Consider the following 19,522-nt stretch of genomic DNA (forward strand, 5'->3'; position numbering starts at 1 on the left):
AGGATCTGCTTTTTGAAGGTCATCCTCTAGGCAGAAATATTCTGGGAACCCCCGAATCAGTAAAAGGCTTTAAGAAAAAAGATATTCAGCTGTTTATGAAATCCAATTATCGTACAGATGAAATCATCATTGGGATTTTCGGAGATTATGATTTTAAGACAGTTATCCGCATCAGCGAGAAGCTTTACGGAAAGGTACCAGCCAATTTAACGGAGAGAGTACGCCAAAAAATAGCGACATATACCCCGAAACACACTGTTTTTAGTAAGCCTATCAATCAGGCACATTGTGTGATTGGCAACCGATCGTACTCTTTTCACCATAAACACAGGACAGCCTTTTTGCTTCTGAATAATTTATTGGGCGGAACAGGTATGAGCTCACGTCTGAACCTGGAAATTCGAGAGAAATATGGCATTGCCTATACCATAGAGTCGAACTATACCCCAATGAGCGATTCGGGTATTTTTTCTATCTACTTTGGAACAGATACTGAAAAAACTGAAAAGGCTATCAAACTGCTCGAAAAAGAACTAAAGAAACTCCGAGATCAAAAACTAGGGCCCGTTCAATTACAGCAGGCCAAACATAAATTCATCGGACAAATCGCGTTAGGTGAGGAAAACAGAATGGGACTGATCATTTCTATGAGTAAAAGCCTACTAGACTTTAACCGGGTCGATTCTCTAGAGGAGGTATTTGCTAAAATTAACCAAGTGACTGCCACTCAGTTGCTTGAAATTGCCAATGAAATGTTTGAACCAACGCAATTAAGCTCGCTGATATTTAATCCGAAAGAATAAATTAAGCTTTTGAAAAAAGTCCTGATTGTTTAGGACTAAATGAATTAATTTAAGGATAAGGATCATCTGCGCGACAATGCTTATCCTTAAATCATGAATCCAGAATCAAATTAATTCTTTTTCTTTGATGCTTTTGGAGCTTTTTCGCTAGTCTTAGACTTGTCTGAGCAACAGCTCATCTTACAGTCTTTACCCATTTTACATTCCATTTTTTCTGCTGGTTTTGGAGCAGATTTAGGCTCTTGGGCAGTTACCGATAATGTTGCTGCGAAGAATGCGATCGCTAAAAATCCTACTATTTTTTTCATGTTATTTTGATTAGTTTTTTAAATGTGCTAAAACTGTGATGCCTCCTTTTACAGTTTCACCAAGTCCTACTTTGATTTCAGTTCCTAAAGGTAAAAACAAGTCTACTCTAGAACCAAATTTAATGAAACCGAACTCCTCTCCCTGCACAGCTTGCTGACCTTCTTTAGAATAACAAACAATTCTCCTGGCTAAAGCACCTGCTATCTGACGGAAAAGAACTGAAACGCCTGCTTTATTTTCAATAACAACCGTGGTTCTTTCATTTTCAGTAGATGATTTTGGATGCCATGCTACCAGAAATTTTCCAGGATGGTATCTATAATATTTAACGATACCCGAGATTGGGTTTCTATTAATATGTACATTGATTGGCGACATGAAAACCGAAACCTGAATACGCTTATCTTTAAGGAATTCCGATTCTTCCGTTTCCTCAATCACAACTACCTTACCATCTGCAGGGCAAATTACATGCTGATCATTCATTATTACCGTAATTGCCGGACTCCTGAAAAACTGAAGGATGATCACAAACAAGGCAAATGATAAAATATAAATGATCCAGGTAAACCAGGCAGTATTGGGAAGAAGGTAGTGTACAACTGCATTCAATACAAAAATAAAGAGAATACAGAGTGCGATTGAAGAATAGCCTTCTTTGTGAATAGTCATTTTATGATGGTTAGTTCTGCGTAAAAATACAATTTTTCAAATTAAACTGCTATGGACTGTTTAATATTTATGCTTTAACTGCTTTGTAAATATCTCTCAAATTACGACCTAAGCCATTATAATCCAGGCCATAACCCACAACAAACTCATCGGCAATTTCAAAACCGATATAGTTAATTTCATCAATCTTGACTTTTAATGATTCTGGTTTAAATAAGAGTGTACAAACATGAACAGAGGCAGGATTTTCCTTTTTGATCATCTCTAGCAGATATTCGAGCGTTTTACCACTGTCAACTATATCTTCCACAATAATCACATCCCGATTCTTTAAAGACATCTGCAGGCCAATTTCTTTTTTGATCTTTCCGCTACTTTTGTCTCCTTCGTAAGATGATACCTTCACAAAGCTTACTTCAGAAGAAATATGGATCTCTTTAATCAGATCAGCAAGGAATATGAAACTTCCATTCAGTACTCCAATAAACACCGGGATGCGGTTTTCGAAATCAACATTCATCTGAATAGCTAAGAGGCGAATCCTTTTCTTGATCTGCTCATATTCTAGCATCAACTCGAAGTTTTTCTCATCAATTTCTATCTTCATTGCTTTAATTTGGAGAAATATTTACTAATTCCCTTTTTTAATTTTTGAGTCCCTCTCCAATTTTCTCTGCTCCCGTTTGTCTTTTCGGGTACTTGGTGCCCTTATTACAATACTGTCTCTAGGAATATTCTTTGGCTTCGGGGTTTCTTTTACCTGTAGGCTATCTGTTCGTTTTTTACCAAATAGCTGCTGCAGAATTCCATCTTGTTCCTCGGCACCACTGTCAATCAGCAAGCTATCTGAAACCAGCGAATCAAGGGGTAAACCAGATCGTAAGCTTTCTTTTAAACGGACAGAATAAAACCCATAATAATTACTGTCAGGAGGAGTCAATCCGCGGCTGGCCATAATTCCACCAATAAAATTAAAATAGGATGATAGCCCAGATCTTAAGCTTCCATCTCCTTCAAACCGGTACAAACCTGATTTAGGCTTTGGAACTATACTGGCAAGGAAAATACTCTCTCCAATAGTAAGATCTGCCGGAAGCTTACTAAAATAATAGCGAGACGCTTCACCAATACCATACACATTTCTGCCCCATTCAATCAGGTTAAGATAGGTTTCATACATGCGTTGTTTACTTGACAAATGACCATTTTCCATAATCCAAACAATCAAAATCTCTTCAATCTTCCTGGCCAGTGTTTTTTGTCGGTTGAGATAAACATTCTTTACCAGTTGCATAGAAATGGTGCTCCCGCCTCTTTTGAATGCTTTTTCTTTAAAATTGGTTGCGATAGATTTTCGGATAGATTCTTCAACAAATCCATTATGACTATAGAATGACGGGTCTTCTGCGGTCAGCAGCGCATTTTTTAAATAGGGAGAGATTTGGTCAATTGGGGTATAATCCGGATTTTCAGGACCAATTATAATATCCCGCATCGGTATCCCATATTCATAAGGGGTATAAACAAAACTTCCATTGATCTTCTGGAGGTTCGTTTTTCCCCATTTTTTCACTTTGAACCCAGCATTTTTTAGCCTGGAATTAAAAATAACATCGTCCGGCTTTTCAGAGTCAAGGTAAAAATCAAGATTGTATTGCAATTTCCCGGCAACCTGTATACCTTCTAATGATTCGAACAATCCTTGCGGGAATGAATTGATCAATTGCTGAGCATCTAGCTCTTCTGTAAAGATTTTTAATTCGTAAATTTTAGATGGAGAAAGGGTATATTTTATAAATGGATGAATATCAATATCCTTCATGTGAATGGTTGAAGTACTATCGATTGAAATAAAATTCTTGCCAATCACCATATCAGCATCCAAAGAGGCATCCTGTACAATTACATCATTCAATGAAATTCGGGAATGGTTAACTAGCAAGTTTTTAACTTTCCATGAGCCATTGATCTGAAGCTCATCTCCACTTCGATTAAGCCCTCTCATTTCGGTTGATGCCGTATCAAAATTGAGTTTTAGTCCGAATTTTTTTTCGAGAATGGGCAATTCAACCTTTTTATTATCTGCAAAAAGCATCAGGTTGAGTTTTTTATCGCTCGGGGCAACGCTGCCCTCTATATGCCAGGTTGATTCATTTCCGTTCACTTTAATTGTTGAACTGACATCACCCCCATCAATTGTTGCCGTTGTGGTATGGATATCAACAAGGCTTGAGTCATCGGTAAATTTTATTTTAAAATCCCTGATATCCATGTCATCCGGAATTTTATACAACATTTTATTAATCAGATTATTGGCAAACTTTGCCAAGTCTAATTCGGGCTTTGCTTTTGTAGTATCAGACTGCTTTTTGCGAAAAAGAAAATCATAATTGCTTGTGGAATCTTTTTTTACCAAGTTAATGATTCCGTTATCCAGATTTATTTCAGCAATTTTTATATCTCCAAAAATCAAAGGAAATATTTTAATGCCTATTTCAAAGTTTTGAATTTTTGCCAAACTGTCTCTACCCCTTGGCACGGCAGTTATATTTTTAAAGTTTACGCTGCTCAACCCAACAAATTTAGCGCTTTCAATTTTCAGCTCCAGATCAAACTCTCTATCCGCTTTATTGATCACCTTTTTGATCGCCGCATTAAGTAAAGCTTCACGTTTGGCAAAGGCTATTCCAACCGTAATAAAAATAATAGCAAGTAAGCTAAATAGTGTAATCTTGGTAATCTTATAATATTTTTCGGGTAGCTGCATGTGGTAAAATATACATTAACTGAAAGATAAGGCTTTTAGATAAAAAAGGTTTCAGACTAATAAATATTTACAGGTCAGTTCACTGTAAAAACCTTCATCTTCTAACAATAAGCTTCGTACTTTTAGTAGATTTGGGATAAACATAATCAAAATATATTATCTCCTTAATATTCAAAAATGATCACGCAGGAACAAATATATAATGCACTTCGTAATGTAGAGGATCCCGATCTAAAGAAAGATCTGGTTACACTGAACATGATTGAAGATCTAAAGATTGATGGCAACAAGGTAAGTTTTTCAGTGGTTTTGACCACACCGGCCTGTCCGATGAAAGCGATGCTTGAAAATGCCTGTCGTAATGCTATTCTTCATTTCGTGAGTAAGGAGGCAGAACTAGCTATTAATATGACCTCAAGAGTAACCAGCAGACCAGAAAGGGCCTTAGCTGGAATTAAAAATATTATTGTAGTTGCATCCGGCAAAGGTGGCGTAGGTAAATCAACTGTAGCAGTGAACCTGGCACTTGGACTGGCTAAAAAAGGTGCGATTGTAGGTTTGATTGATGCAGATATTTACGGGCCATCTATCCCTATGATGTTTGGAGTGGAAGGCGCCCGTCCTAAATCCACACAGAATGCTGAAGGTAAAATACGGATAGAACCCATAGAAAAATACGGTATCAAATTATTGTCAATCGGGTTTTTTACAGATCCCAACCAGCCGGTTCCATGGCGTGGCCCAATGGTTTCAACTGCGGTAAAGCAGTTATTCAATGATGCCGACTGGGGTGAACTTGATTATCTGGTTGTAGATCTTCCGCCGGGCACTGGCGATATTCACATTACCGTTGCTCAAGGATTTCCAATCACAGGTGCTGTGATCGTTACTACCCCGCAGAATGTTGCGCTTGCTGATGCTCGGAAAGGGGTTGGTATGTTTTTAATGGACTCCATCAATATTCCTCTACTTGGGGTAGTTGAAAATATGTCTTATTTCAGTCCAGCAGAACTGCCCGATAATAAGTATTATATATTTGGTAAAAATGGAGGTCAAGACCTTGCCAAGCAATTTAACACCCCATTTTTAGGTGAGATACCCTTGGTAAAAAGTATCAGTGATGCGGGTGATGTTGGAAAACCTATCATTCTGGAAGATAATCATGCGATGGGTATAGCCTTTTTGGAGATTGCTGAACGCGTTGCACAACAAGTAGCTATTCTTAATGCTGTTAAATAGCATTTTTTAAAAAAATTGTATCTTTATAAAAAGAAGAATCATGGATTTGTTGCAAAGAGTTGAAAATGCATTAGACACTATCCGCCCTTATTTGGAAGCCGATGGTGGAAATGTATCCATTGAGGAAATAACAACTGATAATGTTGTGCGGCTTAGATTGTTAGGCTCATGTGGCTCATGCCCGATGAGTATCATGACATTAAAGGCAGGTATTGAGCAGGCTATCAAACGTTCCGTTCCTGAAATTGAGTCTATTGAAGCAATCAATCTAACCGATATTGATGATCCTGAAGCAATTTTGCCTGAACGATTGAAGTAAATTTACCTGTGTAATAAATCATTATATTGTCTGTATTAAATACTATTTAACACTATTTAACATCACTCCGATACGATTTTACTACCTTTGAAGCATGCGAAATTGGTTATTCCTTATTTTTCTGTTTTGTTCACTTTCTGGGTTCTCTCAGGTTGGTGATAAGAAGCTCGTGCAATTTTCAGGAATAATTATGAACCGCGACAGTAATACTGTGGTTCCATATGTAACTATTACCAATGTAACTGGTAGAGATCAATTTTTTTCAGCTAACTATAAAGGTTATTTTTCATTTGTAGCCAACGAAGGCGATACCTTAGTTTTTACTGCTGTTGGTTATAAGCGGGAAGGTGTTGTAATCCCAACAAATCTATCGGATAATAAGTATACCATTTTGATGAAGATGCAGCAGGATGTCATCAATCTACCTATGGTGCGGGTGTATCCTTGGGCAAGCACAGATGAATTCAAGAAAGAATTCATGACTCTTAAATTCGCAGACGATGATCTTGAAATAGCTAAGAAGAATGTTTCACGTGAAAGTTTATCTGCCATGATGGCCAGCCTTCCAAGAGATGGTGCTGAAATGCAGAGTTTTAATTTCCAGAATAATCATAACCGCCTGGTTAACAAAAATATCAATCAGCGTCTGGCAAATCCATTGCTTAATCCTTTTGCATGGGGAGCACTTATACAGCAAATTATGCAGGGGGATAGGAGTAGGGAGCAGTAGGGTTGGAGTTGTAAGTTATAGGTTATAGGTTGTAAGTTATAGGTTGTAAGTTTTTAATTTTGGTTTAGATAAAAATTCTAAATAATCCTGCTGTAGTTGCGAGGAGGAGGCACGACGAAGCAATCTCAAGATCTGAATTCAATTATAATTTGAGATTTCCGCGCTGCGCTCGCACTGACAAAGTTAAAAGCTGAAAGGGGAAAGCCAAAAGCGGAAAGCCAAAAGGGGAAAGCTGAGGTGAGACAATTCTCTGATTTTTAATCAAAAACAAATAGTCCAAATACTAATTACTAGATTCTAACCAACTAACCAACCAAAATCTACCTTCTACCCTTCTTAATCGCAGGAAACTTCATTTTATAATCAACCTTCACAATTCCCTTTGAAATTGAGGTCAGTCTATTATTGAGCATGGCTTTACGCAGTGGACTTAATTTATCGACAAAGAGTTTGCCATCAATATGATCGTATTCATGCTGAATAATTCGTGCTGCTAGTCCGCTGAACGTTTCTTCATGCTCTTGCCAGTTTTCATCAAAATAAGAAATGGTCACATTTTGCTTTCTGTCGATATCTTCACGGATATCAGGAATGCTTAAACATCCTTCATTGAAAGACCATTTTTCGCCGTTCTCTTCCAGAATCTCGGCATTGATAAATACTTTTTTGAAATCCATTAGTGCAGGTTCATCTTCACCAAAAGAAGTGGCATCAATAACGAATAAACGGATTGATAATCCGATTTGAGGAGCCGCAAGACCTACACCATGCGCACCATACATCGTTTCAAACATATTAGCGATCAAAACATTCAAATCAGGATAATCTGCTGTAATATCTACACCTTTTTTACGAAGAACTGAATCTCCATAGGCTATGATGGGTAATTTCATAGTGCAAAAATAGAATCTTTAGGCGAGCTTACAAAGCGTAGGATTTTTGAATAGGAATTAATCCAGATGAAACACCATTTCAAGAGGTTTTGAAACCGGTGAATGATCCGCATTCGTATCCATAATATCAGCCATGTAAACCCACCAGCGTTTAACGATCTCATTTTTACTCAGATCTTGCGAAGTGCCCGCTCCAGATATTTTCTGAACAGCAAAAAGGATATCCGTTTCTTCATCCAGGAATATGGAATAGTCGTGAATGTTGTTTTGCTTTAATAAAGCACTCAATTCAGGCCAGATTAGGTCGTGACGGCGTTTGTACTCCTCTTTGAAACCGGGTTTCAGTTTCATTTTAAATGCAGCGATTTTCTCCATCATTTATCTTTTATACCAGGTTATTCATCATCGTCAAATTAATCTCCCAAATTTATTTTCCGGAGTAAAACTTTAGCTCTATTAAATCGCTTGGTAGTGAACAATCTCCTAATGATTGATGAACAACTAAAGCAGTACCCAATGCTGTGGCCTGTGCCATAGATGCGGCAAAAACTTCCATTTCAGGAAACAGTAAGGATAACAAATTCATGTAAATGGAGTTTTTGCTAAACCCTCCATCCACAAAGATCCTGTTTACATTTGATCCATTTAGAATCATCTGAGTAGATCTTTTTTGCTTTTTTATCAGATTCCATATCAAGTGATGATAGGCTTCTGAATCTGATGAAAATACAGCAAGATCTTGTTTTGAAAAATCCTCTTCTTTCAGTTCTCTATTTTCAAGATTTAGAAGAGTCTTGTCAAATGACATTTCTTCAAATCTCGATTTAGGCTGTCCATAATATTCAGCGAGCCGGTTTACTTCCTGCTCATGCTCATGGCCGGCAAATAAGCGCGATGCCTTGACCGGTGTACCCTTGTATTGTAAATAACAAAGACAATCTGATTCAAGTTCTTCTTTGGTTAGCGGGCTTGCATTAAAAGGGTTTAAACTAATGCACCAGGTACCGGTTGAGATCAATACAAATGGCTCTGTAAAACTGATCAGGTACGGAATTAGTGCTGCAGAGCTATCGTGAAGACCTATTCCTGAATCAAAAGAATGGCCCTCAAAGCTGGTTTTAATTCGTTCATCTGAGGCGGCAATTGGAGCCAGCTTATTTAAAAGATCTTCATCGATCAGCCATTGGTGATATTCATTTTTACTGAAATCCCAGAAATTGGTATGACATCCAATACTGGTGATGTCGGTAACTAATTTTCCAGAAATGAGAGAACCCAGATATTGCGGAAGGTGTAAAACAGTTTTGATCTTATCGAGTAATTCCGGCCGTTCATATTTTATCCGGTAAAGCTGCATCCCTGAATTTAAGCTTCCCAATACCGGAGAAGCTGTTTTGTATGCAAACTCATCCTTACCTCCATAGTTTAAATAGAACTGTTCCAACAGTTTATCCGGATAAGGCTTCAGGTAATTATACAGTGGTGTTAATGGCTGTCCGTTTTCATCTAGATAAACTAGGCTTGCCCCATACGATGAAAAATTAACAGCCCGTATATCAAAATTAGGATTGCTAAAAATTAATCTCATTGTATCAAATACAAAAAGACTTAAACTATCCAGATCTTCACATGGAAAACCATCCTCATCTTTCGTTTCGGCAAGGTTTCTAGATTGCTCAAAAACTACCTGATAATGTTCATTGAACAAAAGGAGTTTTTTATTGGTTTTCCCAATGTCAAAAACTGCAATAACCGGAATCTTCATATATTTTTTATGATTATAAACCAGTAGCTACAGTTTCAAACCCTCGCTCTTTGATCAATTCTTGCCTTACCTGAAGCTTGCGGAATAACCCAATCGGATCTAAGGCTCCTCCTGCTCTTAAACGAGCTTCAGCAACTAATGGTCTGACATCTGTGCGGAAACTATCCTGCAAGATCTCCTGAGCTTTAGCTACATCATTTTTTAACTGTGCTTCTTTTAGTGCAACTCTGTCTACGATCAATGCCTGAGCGTAGGCAATCATAATGGCCTCAACAGATTGCAATAGATCTTCGAGTGGATCTTTGACATTGTGCGATGCATCGATCATCCATCCCAAATCAGTAGCATGATTCATTTTGCGTTCATCCATCCCTTCAATCAGTTCATTGAAAATCAGAAATAGCTGGTATGGTTTGATACTGCCGGCAGTGAGATCATCATCGCCATATTTTGAATCGTTGAAATGAAAACCACCCAGTTTGCCTTCCATTAACAATAAAGAAACAATTTGCTCAATATTGGCATTGGGTAAATGATGGCCTAAATCTACCAGAGTAAATGCTTTCGGACCTAATTTACTAGCATATAAAAGCGATTGCCCCCAATCGCCAACAGTAGTTGAGTAAAAATTAGGTTCATACGCTTTATACTCAATGAAAATTTTCCAGTCGGCCGGTAAGGCAGCATAGATCTCTTTCAAGCTGGCCAGCGTATTTTGAAAAGCAGTTCTGAAATTCAGTTGACCAGGAAAGCATGATCCATCGGCAAGCCATACAGTCAGTGACTTAGAGCCCAGCTCAATGCCATGTTTGATTACCTCAATATTATGATCAATAGCTTGCTTCCTGACTGCCGGATCAACGTGTTGAAGCGATCCATATTTATAACTTTCTTCCTGACCTTTTTGATCCTGAAATGTATTGGAATTCATCGCATCAAAGCGTAATCCATGTTCACTTGCCAGATCTCTGATTGCCTGATAATCTTTCGGAATGTCCCATGGTATATGCAGAGAAATGGCATTACCTGAACAGTTCAGTTTATGGATCAATCCCACATCTTCGATCTTCTCTTCCAGGTTTCTGGGTTCGCCGCCACCCGGAAAACGACCAAAACGGGTACCCCCATTGCCCAATGCCCAGCTGGGAATGGCAATCTGGAAGTCAATCAGTTTTAATATAATTAATTCAAAATCATTTAGTTGTGACTTCAAAAAATCAAACTTAAACCTATGAAGATCGATAGATTTCTGGTTATGTTCAGTAATTACATTGTCCGTTAGCTTCATATACTATTATCTTACAAAAGCCATAGCAACACCGCCATCTACGTTCAAAACATTTCCTGTTGATTTTCCCAATAAACCTCCCACAAAAGCAAAGCAAGCATTAGCAATGTCTTCTGGTAAAATGGTTTCATTCAACAGGGTACGTTTAGCATAAAATGCAGGAAGTTCAGCCACCGTGATTCCATATGCTTTTGCTCTGCCTTCTGCCCAGGCGCCTTCCCATATTTTACTATCTGCGATCACGGCATCTGGGTTAACTACATTTACGCGGATCTTATCTGGACCCAGTTCAGCGGCATTCAATCGACTGAGATGTAACTGTGCGGCTTTTGCAGAGCCATATCCCGCATTATTTGGGCCTGAAACTAGGGCATTTTTACTTACAATATTCAAAATATCACCGCCTCTTTTCTGTTTTCTTAAAACACTCACCGCTTGTTGTGTGATTTTAAACTGTCCCTTAACAAGAACATCATAAAGCAAATCCCAATCTTTATCGGTATGCTCTTCAATTGGTTTTGAAATTGATAATCCGGCACAATTAACCACAATATCGATTCCGCCAAAGTTTAAAGCCGCTTCTGAAAAGGCATTTTTTATACCGGCGTCTTCAGTAACATTCAGTTGTACAGTAGCATAACTGTCGCGTCCAAATTCTTTCAGAAACTGAGCTCCGGCAGCTGCCAGCCGATCCTGATCCAAATCATTCAATACAACCACAGCGCCCTCTTCAGCAAACTTTCTAGATATTGCTTTCCCAATACCGCCTGCACTGCCTGTTACCAAGGCAATCTTGCCGCTTAATGATTTAGGTTTTGGCATTCGCTGAAGTTTTGCTTCTTCGAGCAACCAGTATTCAATATTGAATGCTTCCTGTCTTGGAAGTGAGGTATATTCTGAAATAGCTTCTGCACCGCGCATCACGTTGATTGCATTGGTATAAAATTCTGCAGCTACACGGGCCGTTTGTTTATCCTTTGAAAAAGAGAACAATCCAACTCCCGGATAAAGTATAATAACCGGGTTTGAATCTCGTATAGCCGGAGAGTTTGGATGCTTGCAGTTAGTATAATACTCAGCATACATCTTTCTGTAGGCTTCAAACAAGGGCTCAATCTGAGCTCGGAGCTCTTCAACATTATTAAGATCAGCGTCTGGTTTAAGGTTAAGGATCAACGGACTAATTTTTGTTCTTAAAAAGTGATCCGGACAGCTGGTTCCCATTGGAGCCAGTCTATCAAGATCATTTGAATTGATAAACTCTAAAACCCGTGAATCATCTGTAAAATGCCCAATCATGGAACGTTCAGACGAACATAGCCCGCGTAAAACAGGTGCAATTCTTGCTGCCTGCTCTTTTCTTTGCTGCTCTGCCAGTCCCTCAATTTTCTTCCCTCCAAATACGCTTCCATTCTTTCTTACACTTTCTTCAATGTATTCGGCACATTTTTCAACTACTTCTAATGTATTGACATACGATTCATAAGCGGTATCGCCCCAAGTAAATAGCCCGTGTGAACCTAACATAATTCCTCTGATTCCCGGATTACTATCCAAGCAGGCTTTTAGCTCTAAACCTAATTCAAAACCCGGCTTTCGCCAGTCAACCCAACCAATGGTATTATCAAAAAGCTCTGCTGTAATACGCTTGCCATCTTTAGCTGCTGCAATAGCAATTGCCGCATCGGGATGAAGGTGATCAATATGCTTGAACGGAAGAAACCCATGAAGGGGTGTATCGATTGAAGGAGCTTTTGAATTGAGATCATAGATACAATGATTGAAAAGTTCAACCATTTCATCCTCATGCTCTAGTCCGCGGTAGATATTTTTTAAGTTAATTAAACGGTCATTGTATAAAGCTGCCAGTCCGCTGCGCTTAAGGGTACCAATATCACCACCAGATCCTTTGATCCACATGATCTCAGTCTCTACTCCAGTTAATGGATCTTTAGCCATAGCTTTGCAGGATGTATTGCCACCACCATAATTGGTTAAACGAAGGTCAGCACCCAACAAGTTAGATCTGTAAATCAATAAGCCCACTTCATCATTTGCAAGCTTCGCGGCTTCAGCTACATCCCAGAGGTAGCTTACATGTTTATAATTTGTCTTTGACATAATTGATTAAATTGAGTTTCCGTAGCCTACCAGAAGTACGGAAATAATGATAGTACTAATTCCTAAAATAAAAGTTGTGAATGTCTTTTTACTCACTGCCGTCCATTCCTTCAGTAACAGCCCCCACATATTAGCGATCAGAATGATAAAAGCCATGTGTAATATCCACGAGCTAGCTCCATTCCCTAATTTACTTTCTCCCATACCGTAAAAGAAGAACTGAAGAAACCAGGTTGTACCTGCTATGGCCGAAAAAATATAGTTTTTAAGAAGCGGAGTTTTCGCATTCGCATAATCTCCGAACGTCTTATTACGAGCGTTCAAAATAGTACACCAAATTAGGTTTGTTGTTAGTCCTCCCCAAAGCAAGACCACATAGGTTACGTTATTTTGGAAGAGAAATTCAGTGGTTTCTGTAGGATTAGCAGCTTTCCATAAAGAATTTGCCGCATCTGCCATTGGTTTTCCAGCTTCAATTCCAAAATTGAAACAGGCACTTAAAACTCCTGAAATAATGGCTACAATGAGCCCTTTGACCATGTTAAACTCTTGTATGGTTTCCTTTTTTGTTTCTTCGCTCAGTTCACGTTCTTTTAACATTCCCGCTCTCCCACAAAGAAAAATACCGAAAAGGCATACCAGCACACCAAGAAGTACGATACGTCCACCTTCGCTGTTAAGCATATCGGTAAAACTGATCTTTCCTGTTTGCGGATACAGATCGTAAAATACAGGTGGCAAAAGGGAGCCTAATGCTGAGCAGAAACCCAAAACTACTGAGTTACCAAGCGACATGCCGAGGTATCTAACTCCAAGCCCGTAGGTTAAACCCCCAATTCCCCAAAGCAATCCCATGATAAAAGTAACCTTCAAAATGGAGTTATCCGTATTACTGATGATCTCAGCAAAAGCTGGAATAGTGAGGTATGCAGCTAGAGGAGGAACGATTAACCAAGAAAATAAGCCGCCAATTATCCAGTAGCTTTCCCATGACCAACCCTTAACCTTTTTAAAAGGAATATAAAAACTCCCGGAAGCAGCGCCGCCAATAAAATGAAAGATAACACCTAAAATTACTTGCATAGCTGAGATTTAAAAGAGTTTGAATATATCTAAAATATGGAATTTATTCGTTGTTGTTTATTGTTTTTTTAAGGTGCCCATGGTCTCGTAGTACCACCTCGGCTATGAATGGGATAAAATTAGGAATGGTAGGCAGCTAAATCCAGGAACAGGAAAACTTATATCAACCTCAAACAAATCGTCCATTCACTGAACCTCCGTTCACCTCTCTTCCGCATTGACTGGTGCGGCAATTACTTAATTAGCCAACCCACTGTATTCATAGCAGCAGGCGCAGCGGTAGCATTTATTCGGTGTAGTTTATTGTTTTTAAAAGGCCCTCATGGTCTCGTCGTACCACCTCGGCTTGGTCCTTTTCTGCTACAGAAAAAGGTAAAGCCCCCGCGGCTATGAGCGGAGTGAAATTATGAATGCTTGATGATTCTCAACACTAAAATTAAAAACCACCCCCTTTTATTCCCCCGCCAGCGGTGGACACTGGATGCCTAAAGAAAATTTGATTTAAATATTAAACTGAATTCGACATATCTTTTTCCGTTATGCTGTCTCCCCGCGGCTATGAGCGGAATGAAATTATGAATGAAAGCTAGCTAACTCCAAGTACAGGAAAACTTATATCAATCTTAAACAAATCGTCCATTCACTGAACCTCCGTTCACCTCTCTTCCGCATTGACTGGTGCGGCAATTACAGTCCCAGCCCTCGCAGAACCTTTCATAGCAGCAGGCGCAGCGGCGGCATTTATTCGGTGTAGTTTATTGTTTTTTAAAGGCACTCATGGTCTCGTCGTACCGCCTCGGCATTGGTATTTTTTTCCTATAGAAAAAGGTAAGGCCCCCGCGGCTATGAGCGGAAAGAAATTATGAATGCTTGGTGGGTACCACCAAGCATAAGGTAAGGGAATACAGCACTAAAATCACAAACCCTTATAAACGAAAAAACCTCCCGAATATCATCCGGGAGGTTAAATCTTATTATTTAATTACACTCTTTTCGTTTTGATACGAGCTGCTTTACCAGTTAACTCGCGCAGATAGAATAATTTCGCTCTGCGAACTTTTCCATGACTGTTTACTTCGATCTTATCAATGTTCGGAGAATTTACCGGGAAGATACGCTCTACACCCACTCCATTTGACATTTTACGAACTGTAAATGTTTCATTAACACCTACACTATTGCGTTGGATAACAACACCCTGATAAATCTGGATACGTTCTTTATTTCCTTCGCGAATTTTATAGTGAACACTAACCGTATCACCGGCTTTGAATGCAGGAACTTGCTTTATAACTACAGCCTGCTCTTCAACAAATTTTACTAAATCCATGATTTTAAGCTCTTAATCCGATTTTTAGCCCGTAAAAATCGGATTGCAATATTAGGAAAAATATTTTACTTATAAAAGGATTTTAGATAATTTCTCACACCAAATTAATTTAGGTACTAGCAAACAGGTATATACCTGCTAATCTAAAAGATCTGGTCGCCGCTGCTTTGTGCGCTCCAGAGCCTGCTCATGCCTCCAATCGTTAATCGCTGCCTCATGTCCGCTTAACAGGATATCGGGCACCGTGTGGCCCCGCCAGTTGGCCGGACGTGTGTACACTGGCGCGTCAAGGAGCTCTCCTTGAAAAGAATCTGATAATGCTGAGGTTTCATCATTCAACACTCCCGGTAATAATCGAACAATACTATCAACCAGTACCGCAGCAGGTAATTCACCTCCCGACAAAACATAATCACCTATGGAGATCTCTCGGGTTACAAAAATATCGCGAATACGCTGATCAATACCTTTATAATGCCCGGCAAGGATCATGATATTTTCTTTTCCTGATAGCTCATTGGCCATACTCTGATTAAGCGTTTTCCCATCGGGTGTCATAAAGATCACCTCATCGTATTTTCGCTCCTCCAATAATTTTTCGATACAATTTGCAAAAGGCTCAATTCCCATCACCATTCCGCTGCCTCCACCGTATTGATAATCATCGACAGATTTCTGCTTGTTGGTTGAATAATCCCTCAGATTATGAACCACGATCTCTGCCAACCCTTTTTTCTGAGCACGCTGCAAGATAGAATGTGCAAAAGGACTCTCAAGCAAGTCAGGCAATACGGTTATGATATCAAAACGCATACTGCAAAGATAGGAAGGAGATATGAGATATGAGTATTGAGATGTGAGATTGGCGGATTAAAGCAAAGACCCTATTAATAATCCTAAATCAGCTCTACTTCCTTTTATAAATCTAGATAACCATAAATTAGTCAGATTCCATTTTATCAGCCCGGAAAACTTACCTTCCCCATCGATATAGAAGGAACGCCCGGGTGTTTACCAAAATCAGTTTTGCCACCCGCAATAGCTTCATTGCCCAAAAGAGCAAACAAAACCGCCTCTTTAGCATCAGGAGCGATACCCAGATCAGAACTAAATTTCAGTTTTTTACCAAGCTGCTCTTCGATCATGCCGGTCAATAGGGGATTATGCATTCCTCCTCCGCTGATATAGATTTCATAAGCTCCTTTGCCTTCAACACAATAAGAAATGGCCTTCACAATACTTTTGGCTGTAAATGCAGCCAAGGTGGCCATCACATCTTCATTTGAAAGGTCTTCCAAGCCCGAATTTTCAATCGCACGGTTTAAATAAGCTAAACTGAAAAGTTCGGGACCGGTAGTTTTAAGGTATCCTGATCTGAAAAAATCATGATCAAACAGTGAATCCACTAATTTTTGATTCACTTTTCCACTTGATGCAATCGCCCCATCCTGATCAAAATACTTTCCGGGATAGTTCAGCTGAACAAACTGATCCATCAATGTATTTCCAGGTCCAACATCTGAAGAGAAGAAATCTGTTGAACCTGCAGAAGGAAGGAATGTAAAATTAGAGATGCCTCCGATATTAAGCATGATGCGGTTTTCAGTAGGATTCGAGAAAAGCAAATAATCACCATAAACCGACAGGGGTGCACCTTCGCATCCGGCCGCTACATGTTTTTGCCTAAAATCACTGATCGTAATTATTCCTGATCTCATGGCCAGATGATCGCCATCTCCAATCTGAAGGGTAGCATTCAAATATACATCTGCCTGACGCTGCCCTTTGGGAGCATGGTAAATGGTCTGCCCGTGACTAGCAATTAGGTCAATATCTGCTGGAGAAATATCCCAGTCTTTTAAACTTTCTAGAATAAGTTCAGCATAATAATTACCTATAAAAGCGTTTAATAAAGTAACCTTTTCTAGGTCGACGGTTCTCTTTGCAAAAACAGATTTAAGATCTTCTTTGAATGCAGGCAAATACGCTTTACTCGCAAAGTGTACAACCTTTACTTTGGTTTCTAATCCGCTACCGCTAAATTCGCATAGGGCAATATCCAGTCCGTCAAACGAGGTTCCAGACATCAGCCCAATAATTTTCCGGATCGGTTTATTGGCAATAACGTAAAGAGAAGCAATATTAGGATTCATATTCTCTATAAAAATAGAAAATTAGCTCGAAGGGATATACTTTAAAAATTTAAGATTCCAGATACAGATCAACCAGGCCCTCGGGAAGGTCTACTTTAAGAATTCCATTTTCCTCATCAATCTCTACAATTAGATCATCATTGAGTGGAAACATGATCTCTTTAAATTTATAGGAAACAACTGCCACAAACTGCTGTGGATACTCATGAATTTCAATAATATCACCCAATTCACCAACGGTTTGGTCATGAACCATAAAACCTTTAAGATCAGTAATCAGGAATTCATCATCATCCCTGACAGGTTTTAAACTATTTAGTAAGTATAGCTTTTTTCGGATAAGTGTTTGCGCCTTTTCAATGGTATCGATATCATCGAAGTAAAAATTACCGGTCTGGTTATTCTGCAATTTATACGTTGAAATAAAGAATGGCACCAGCTTGCCATTGATCTCGGCAAAAACAGAATCAAGTGGAAGATTTGCTGGCTCATCGTATTCAAAATAAACCTGTACCTCACCTTTTAAACCCTTAGTTTTGGTAATATAGCCTATATAAAAACAATCCTCAATCTTCATAGCGTCAAAATAGAAACGTCATTGCCAATGCGCCCTTTTGAGTTTTCAATAAAGAAAACGCAATGGTAAACATCTGCAATGACGTTATTTATTTTTATGATTTAACAGAAATTACTCTGCCGTTTCGTCAGATGGAGCTTCTTCAGTTGGTTCATCTGCTGGAGCTTCTTCAGCAACTTCAACTTCTGCAACTGGTGCTTCTTCTTCAGTTTCTGGAGCTTCTTCAGCTACAGTTTCTTCAACTTCAGCAACCGGTGCTTCTTCTTCAGTTTCTGGAGCTTCTTCAGCTACAGTTTCTTCAACCCCTGCCAAAACTTCAACTTCCGAAGTTTCTTCAACTTCAGTTTCTTCAACTTCTTCAGAAGGAGTATTTTTGGCAATAATTGCTGCTGCCATTTCTTCTTTCTTCTTCGCTTCAGCTAATAAAGTAGCTTTTTTGATTTCTTGTTTAGATTTAGAAAGAATTTCCTTCTTTCCTTCAATCTTAACTGTTTTTCCTTCTAACCACAGAGCAAATTTTGCTTCTGCTTGTTCTTCAGTTAAAGCACCTTTTTTAACACCACCTTCAAGATGTTTCTTGTATAAAATACCTTTATATGAAAGTATAGCACGACAAGTATCTGTAGGTTGAGCGCCTTTGTTAACCCAATCCAATGCTTTTTCGAAATTGATTTCAATTGTAGCCGGATTTGTGTTTGGATTGTAAGAACCTAATCTTTCGATGAATTTACCATCTCTTGGAGCACGAGCGTCTGCTACCACTACATGATAAAAAGGTTTTCCCTTTTTACCAAATCTTTGCAATCTGATTTTAGTTGCCATTTTTTAAGTTTTATGTATTCAACATATTCCCGGAGTCTATTCTGCGGGGTTGCAAAGATATAAAAAAATCACATTTAAAAAATGGAAATTCCTATTTTTGAAATATGTCTGAAAGAAAACCCCGAATTGCCATAGATATGGATGAAGTAATTGCCGATCCGATATCTAAATTTATAAGTCTTTACAACCGTGATTACGGTATACCGCTTGATCTTCAAATACTTCCCGGAAACGAGATGTATCACCATGTTCCAGAAAATATAAAATTGAAATTATGGGATTACATCAATGAAAAGGGCTTTTTCAGAGATCTGCCAGTACTTCCTGACAGCGTTGAAATACTAAAACAGCTGCAAGAAAAGTATGATGTTTTTATTGTTTCTGCTGCAATGGAATTCCCCAATTCACTGCAAGATAAGTATGAATGGCTCGAAGAACATTTTTCATTTATCGGATGGCAAAATATTATCTTTTGCGGACACAAAATCGTAAATGTTGACATTATTATCGATGACCGCATCAAAAATTTTGTCGATTTTGATGGAAGAAAACTGCTTTTTACCTCGCCGCATAATATGTTATTGACTGGATACGAACGGGTCAATAATTGGAAAGAGGTGGCAGCGAAATTACTTTAGTGATTTAAAGCGT

At 38.8% G+C, this 19,522-nt stretch carries 20 protein-coding genes; 5 read left to right on the top strand and 15 right to left on the bottom strand.

Translation table 11 applies throughout. From position 1 onward, the window contains the following. A partial coding sequence (locus ACIQZ6_RS02565) for a M16 family metallopeptidase (protein WP_395807900.1) occupies window positions 1-803 on the top strand: 803 nt, incomplete at its 5' end. A 110-nt stretch (window positions 804-913) separates the two neighbouring features. Here ACIQZ6_RS02565 and ACIQZ6_RS02570 read toward each other — a convergent pair. The 4 genes from ACIQZ6_RS02570 to ACIQZ6_RS02585 all read right to left on the bottom strand — a co-directional run bounded on the left by ACIQZ6_RS02570 (window position 914) and on the right by ACIQZ6_RS02585 (window position 4,551). Then, window positions 914-1,111 (bottom strand): hypothetical protein, encoded by a 198-nt coding sequence (locus ACIQZ6_RS02570; RefSeq protein WP_395807902.1) that lies wholly within the window; start codon window positions 1,109-1,111, stop codon window positions 914-916. Between the two features lie 10 nt (window positions 1,112-1,121). After that, window positions 1,122-1,784 carry a phosphatidylserine decarboxylase family protein gene (locus ACIQZ6_RS02575; protein WP_395807904.1) on the bottom strand — a complete coding sequence of 221 codons (663 nt, stop codon included), beginning with the start codon at window positions 1,782-1,784 and terminating at the stop codon, window positions 1,122-1,124. Between the two features lie 67 nt (window positions 1,785-1,851). Further along, window positions 1,852-2,391, bottom strand: coding sequence for a hypoxanthine phosphoribosyltransferase (gene hpt, locus ACIQZ6_RS02580; protein ID WP_395807906.1), 540 nt, complete (start codon window positions 2,389-2,391; stop codon window positions 1,852-1,854). 24 nt (window positions 2,392-2,415) lie between these two features. After that, on the bottom strand, window positions 2,416-4,551 hold the full coding sequence (locus ACIQZ6_RS02585; RefSeq protein WP_395807908.1) for a transglycosylase domain-containing protein: 2,136 nt from the start codon (window positions 4,549-4,551) through the stop codon (window positions 2,416-2,418). Between the two features lie 177 nt (window positions 4,552-4,728). Here ACIQZ6_RS02585 and ACIQZ6_RS02590 point away from each other — a divergent pair, with 177 nt between their 5' ends. From ACIQZ6_RS02590 to ACIQZ6_RS02600, 3 genes are all read left to right on the top strand, one after another. Next, complete coding sequence (locus tag ACIQZ6_RS02590) at window positions 4,729-5,790, top strand: Mrp/NBP35 family ATP-binding protein (RefSeq protein ID WP_395807910.1); 1,062 nt, start codon at window positions 4,729-4,731, stop codon at window positions 5,788-5,790. Between the two features lie 40 nt (window positions 5,791-5,830). Further along, the gene (locus ACIQZ6_RS02595) at window positions 5,831-6,109 is read left to right on the top strand and encodes a NifU family protein (RefSeq protein WP_395807912.1); all 279 of its coding nucleotides are present in this window, start codon (window positions 5,831-5,833) and stop codon (window positions 6,107-6,109) included. A 94-nt stretch (window positions 6,110-6,203) separates the two neighbouring features. Further along, a complete protein-coding gene (locus ACIQZ6_RS02600; protein ID WP_395807914.1) occupies window positions 6,204-6,839 on the top strand; it encodes a hypothetical protein in 636 nt (211 codons plus the stop codon). A gap of 320 nt (window positions 6,840-7,159) precedes the next feature. Here ACIQZ6_RS02600 and def read toward each other — a convergent pair whose 3' ends face one another. The 11 genes from def to ACIQZ6_RS02655 form a co-directional block, all read right to left on the bottom strand. Further along, window positions 7,160-7,732 (bottom strand): peptide deformylase, encoded by a 573-nt coding sequence (def, locus tag ACIQZ6_RS02605; RefSeq protein ID WP_395807916.1) that lies wholly within the window; start codon window positions 7,730-7,732, stop codon window positions 7,160-7,162. A 57-nt stretch (window positions 7,733-7,789) separates the two neighbouring features. Continuing rightward, window positions 7,790-8,110 (bottom strand): L-rhamnose mutarotase, encoded by a 321-nt coding sequence (gene rhaM / locus ACIQZ6_RS02610; protein WP_395807918.1) that lies wholly within the window; start codon window positions 8,108-8,110, stop codon window positions 7,790-7,792. 49 nt (window positions 8,111-8,159) lie between these two features. After that, a complete protein-coding gene (locus ACIQZ6_RS02615) occupies window positions 8,160-9,497 on the bottom strand; it encodes an FGGY-family carbohydrate kinase (protein ID WP_395807920.1) in 1,338 nt (445 codons plus the stop codon). A 13-nt stretch (window positions 9,498-9,510) separates the two neighbouring features. Beyond that, window positions 9,511-10,785, bottom strand: a complete 1,275-nt coding sequence (locus ACIQZ6_RS02620) for a TIM barrel protein (RefSeq protein ID WP_395807922.1) — start codon at window positions 10,783-10,785, stop codon at window positions 9,511-9,513. A gap of 6 nt (window positions 10,786-10,791) precedes the next feature. Beyond that, a complete protein-coding gene (locus ACIQZ6_RS02625; RefSeq protein WP_395807924.1) occupies window positions 10,792-12,906 on the bottom strand; it encodes a bifunctional aldolase/short-chain dehydrogenase in 2,115 nt (704 codons plus the stop codon). A 6-nt stretch (window positions 12,907-12,912) separates the two neighbouring features. Next, window positions 12,913-13,989 (bottom strand): L-rhamnose/proton symporter RhaT, encoded by a 1,077-nt coding sequence (rhaT, locus tag ACIQZ6_RS02630; protein WP_395807926.1) that lies wholly within the window; start codon window positions 13,987-13,989, stop codon window positions 12,913-12,915. 982 nt (window positions 13,990-14,971) lie between these two features. After that, a complete protein-coding gene (gene rplS / locus ACIQZ6_RS02635; RefSeq protein WP_306551965.1) occupies window positions 14,972-15,319 on the bottom strand; it encodes a 50S ribosomal protein L19 in 348 nt (115 codons plus the stop codon). Between the two features lie 138 nt (window positions 15,320-15,457). Beyond that, window positions 15,458-16,132: a tRNA (guanosine(37)-N1)-methyltransferase TrmD gene (gene trmD / locus ACIQZ6_RS02640; protein WP_395807929.1), complete on the bottom strand. Its 675-nt coding sequence runs from the start codon at window positions 16,130-16,132 to the stop codon at window positions 15,458-15,460. 146 nt (window positions 16,133-16,278) lie between these two features. Beyond that, window positions 16,279-17,472, bottom strand: coding sequence for an anhydro-N-acetylmuramic acid kinase (locus ACIQZ6_RS02645; RefSeq protein ID WP_395807931.1), 1,194 nt, complete (start codon window positions 17,470-17,472; stop codon window positions 16,279-16,281). 49 nt (window positions 17,473-17,521) lie between these two features. Beyond that, a complete protein-coding gene (gene rimM / locus ACIQZ6_RS02650) occupies window positions 17,522-18,049 on the bottom strand; it encodes a ribosome maturation factor RimM (protein WP_395807933.1) in 528 nt (175 codons plus the stop codon). 111 nt (window positions 18,050-18,160) lie between these two features. Continuing rightward, window positions 18,161-18,871, bottom strand: coding sequence for a 30S ribosomal protein S16 (locus ACIQZ6_RS02655; RefSeq protein ID WP_395807935.1), 711 nt, complete (start codon window positions 18,869-18,871; stop codon window positions 18,161-18,163). Window positions 18,872-18,975: 104 nt separating this feature from the next. Between ACIQZ6_RS02655 and ACIQZ6_RS02660 the strand changes: the two genes are divergently transcribed. Further along, window positions 18,976-19,509, top strand: a complete 534-nt coding sequence (locus ACIQZ6_RS02660; RefSeq protein WP_395807937.1) for a 5'(3')-deoxyribonucleotidase — start codon at window positions 18,976-18,978, stop codon at window positions 19,507-19,509. Window positions 19,510-19,522: the final 13 nt, after the last annotated feature.

The sequence above is a fragment of the Daejeonella sp. genome, from assembly GCF_044348475.1.
In the GTDB taxonomy this organism is placed as follows: domain Bacteria; phylum Bacteroidota; class Bacteroidia; order Sphingobacteriales; family Sphingobacteriaceae; genus Daejeonella.

Bases quoted from the DNA above. Each gene is read 5' to 3' on its own strand.
- ACIQZ6_RS02625 (WP_395807924.1), bottom strand. From the start codon at position 12,906: ATGTCAAAGACAAATTATAAACATGTAAGCTACCTCTGGGATGTAGCT.
- ACIQZ6_RS02590 (WP_395807910.1), top strand. From the start codon at position 4,729: ATGATCACGCAGGAACAAATATATAATGCACTTCGTAATGTAGAGGAT.
- ACIQZ6_RS02570 (WP_395807902.1), bottom strand. From the start codon at position 1,111: ATGAAAAAAATAGTAGGATTTTTAGCGATCGCATTCTTCGCAGCAACA.
- ACIQZ6_RS02620 (WP_395807922.1), bottom strand. From the start codon at position 10,785: ATGAAGCTAACGGACAATGTAATTACTGAACATAACCAGAAATCTATC.
- ACIQZ6_RS02660 (WP_395807937.1), top strand. From the start codon at position 18,976: ATGTCTGAAAGAAAACCCCGAATTGCCATAGATATGGATGAAGTAATT.
- ACIQZ6_RS02600 (WP_395807914.1), top strand. From the start codon at position 6,204: ATGCGAAATTGGTTATTCCTTATTTTTCTGTTTTGTTCACTTTCTGGG.
- def (WP_395807916.1), bottom strand. From the start codon at position 7,732: ATGAAATTACCCATCATAGCCTATGGAGATTCAGTTCTTCGTAAAAAA.
- trmD (WP_395807929.1), bottom strand. From the start codon at position 16,132: ATGCGTTTTGATATCATAACCGTATTGCCTGACTTGCTTGAGAGTCCT.
- rhaT (WP_395807926.1), bottom strand. From the start codon at position 13,989: ATGCAAGTAATTTTAGGTGTTATCTTTCATTTTATTGGCGGCGCTGCT.
- rplS (WP_306551965.1), bottom strand. From the start codon at position 15,319: ATGGATTTAGTAAAATTTGTTGAAGAGCAGGCTGTAGTTATAAAGCAA.
- ACIQZ6_RS02645 (WP_395807931.1), bottom strand. From the start codon at position 17,472: ATGAATCCTAATATTGCTTCTCTTTACGTTATTGCCAATAAACCGATC.
- ACIQZ6_RS02585 (WP_395807908.1), bottom strand. From the start codon at position 4,551: ATGCAGCTACCCGAAAAATATTATAAGATTACCAAGATTACACTATTT.
- ACIQZ6_RS02575 (WP_395807904.1), bottom strand. From the start codon at position 1,784: ATGACTATTCACAAAGAAGGCTATTCTTCAATCGCACTCTGTATTCTC.
- hpt (WP_395807906.1), bottom strand. From the start codon at position 2,391: ATGAAGATAGAAATTGATGAGAAAAACTTCGAGTTGATGCTAGAATAT.
- ACIQZ6_RS02615 (WP_395807920.1), bottom strand. From the start codon at position 9,497: ATGAAGATTCCGGTTATTGCAGTTTTTGACATTGGGAAAACCAATAAA.
- rimM (WP_395807933.1), bottom strand. From the start codon at position 18,049: ATGAAGATTGAGGATTGTTTTTATATAGGCTATATTACCAAAACTAAG.
- ACIQZ6_RS02595 (WP_395807912.1), top strand. From the start codon at position 5,831: ATGGATTTGTTGCAAAGAGTTGAAAATGCATTAGACACTATCCGCCCT.
- rhaM (WP_395807918.1), bottom strand. From the start codon at position 8,110: ATGATGGAGAAAATCGCTGCATTTAAAATGAAACTGAAACCCGGTTTC.
- ACIQZ6_RS02655 (WP_395807935.1), bottom strand. From the start codon at position 18,871: ATGGCAACTAAAATCAGATTGCAAAGATTTGGTAAAAAGGGAAAACCT.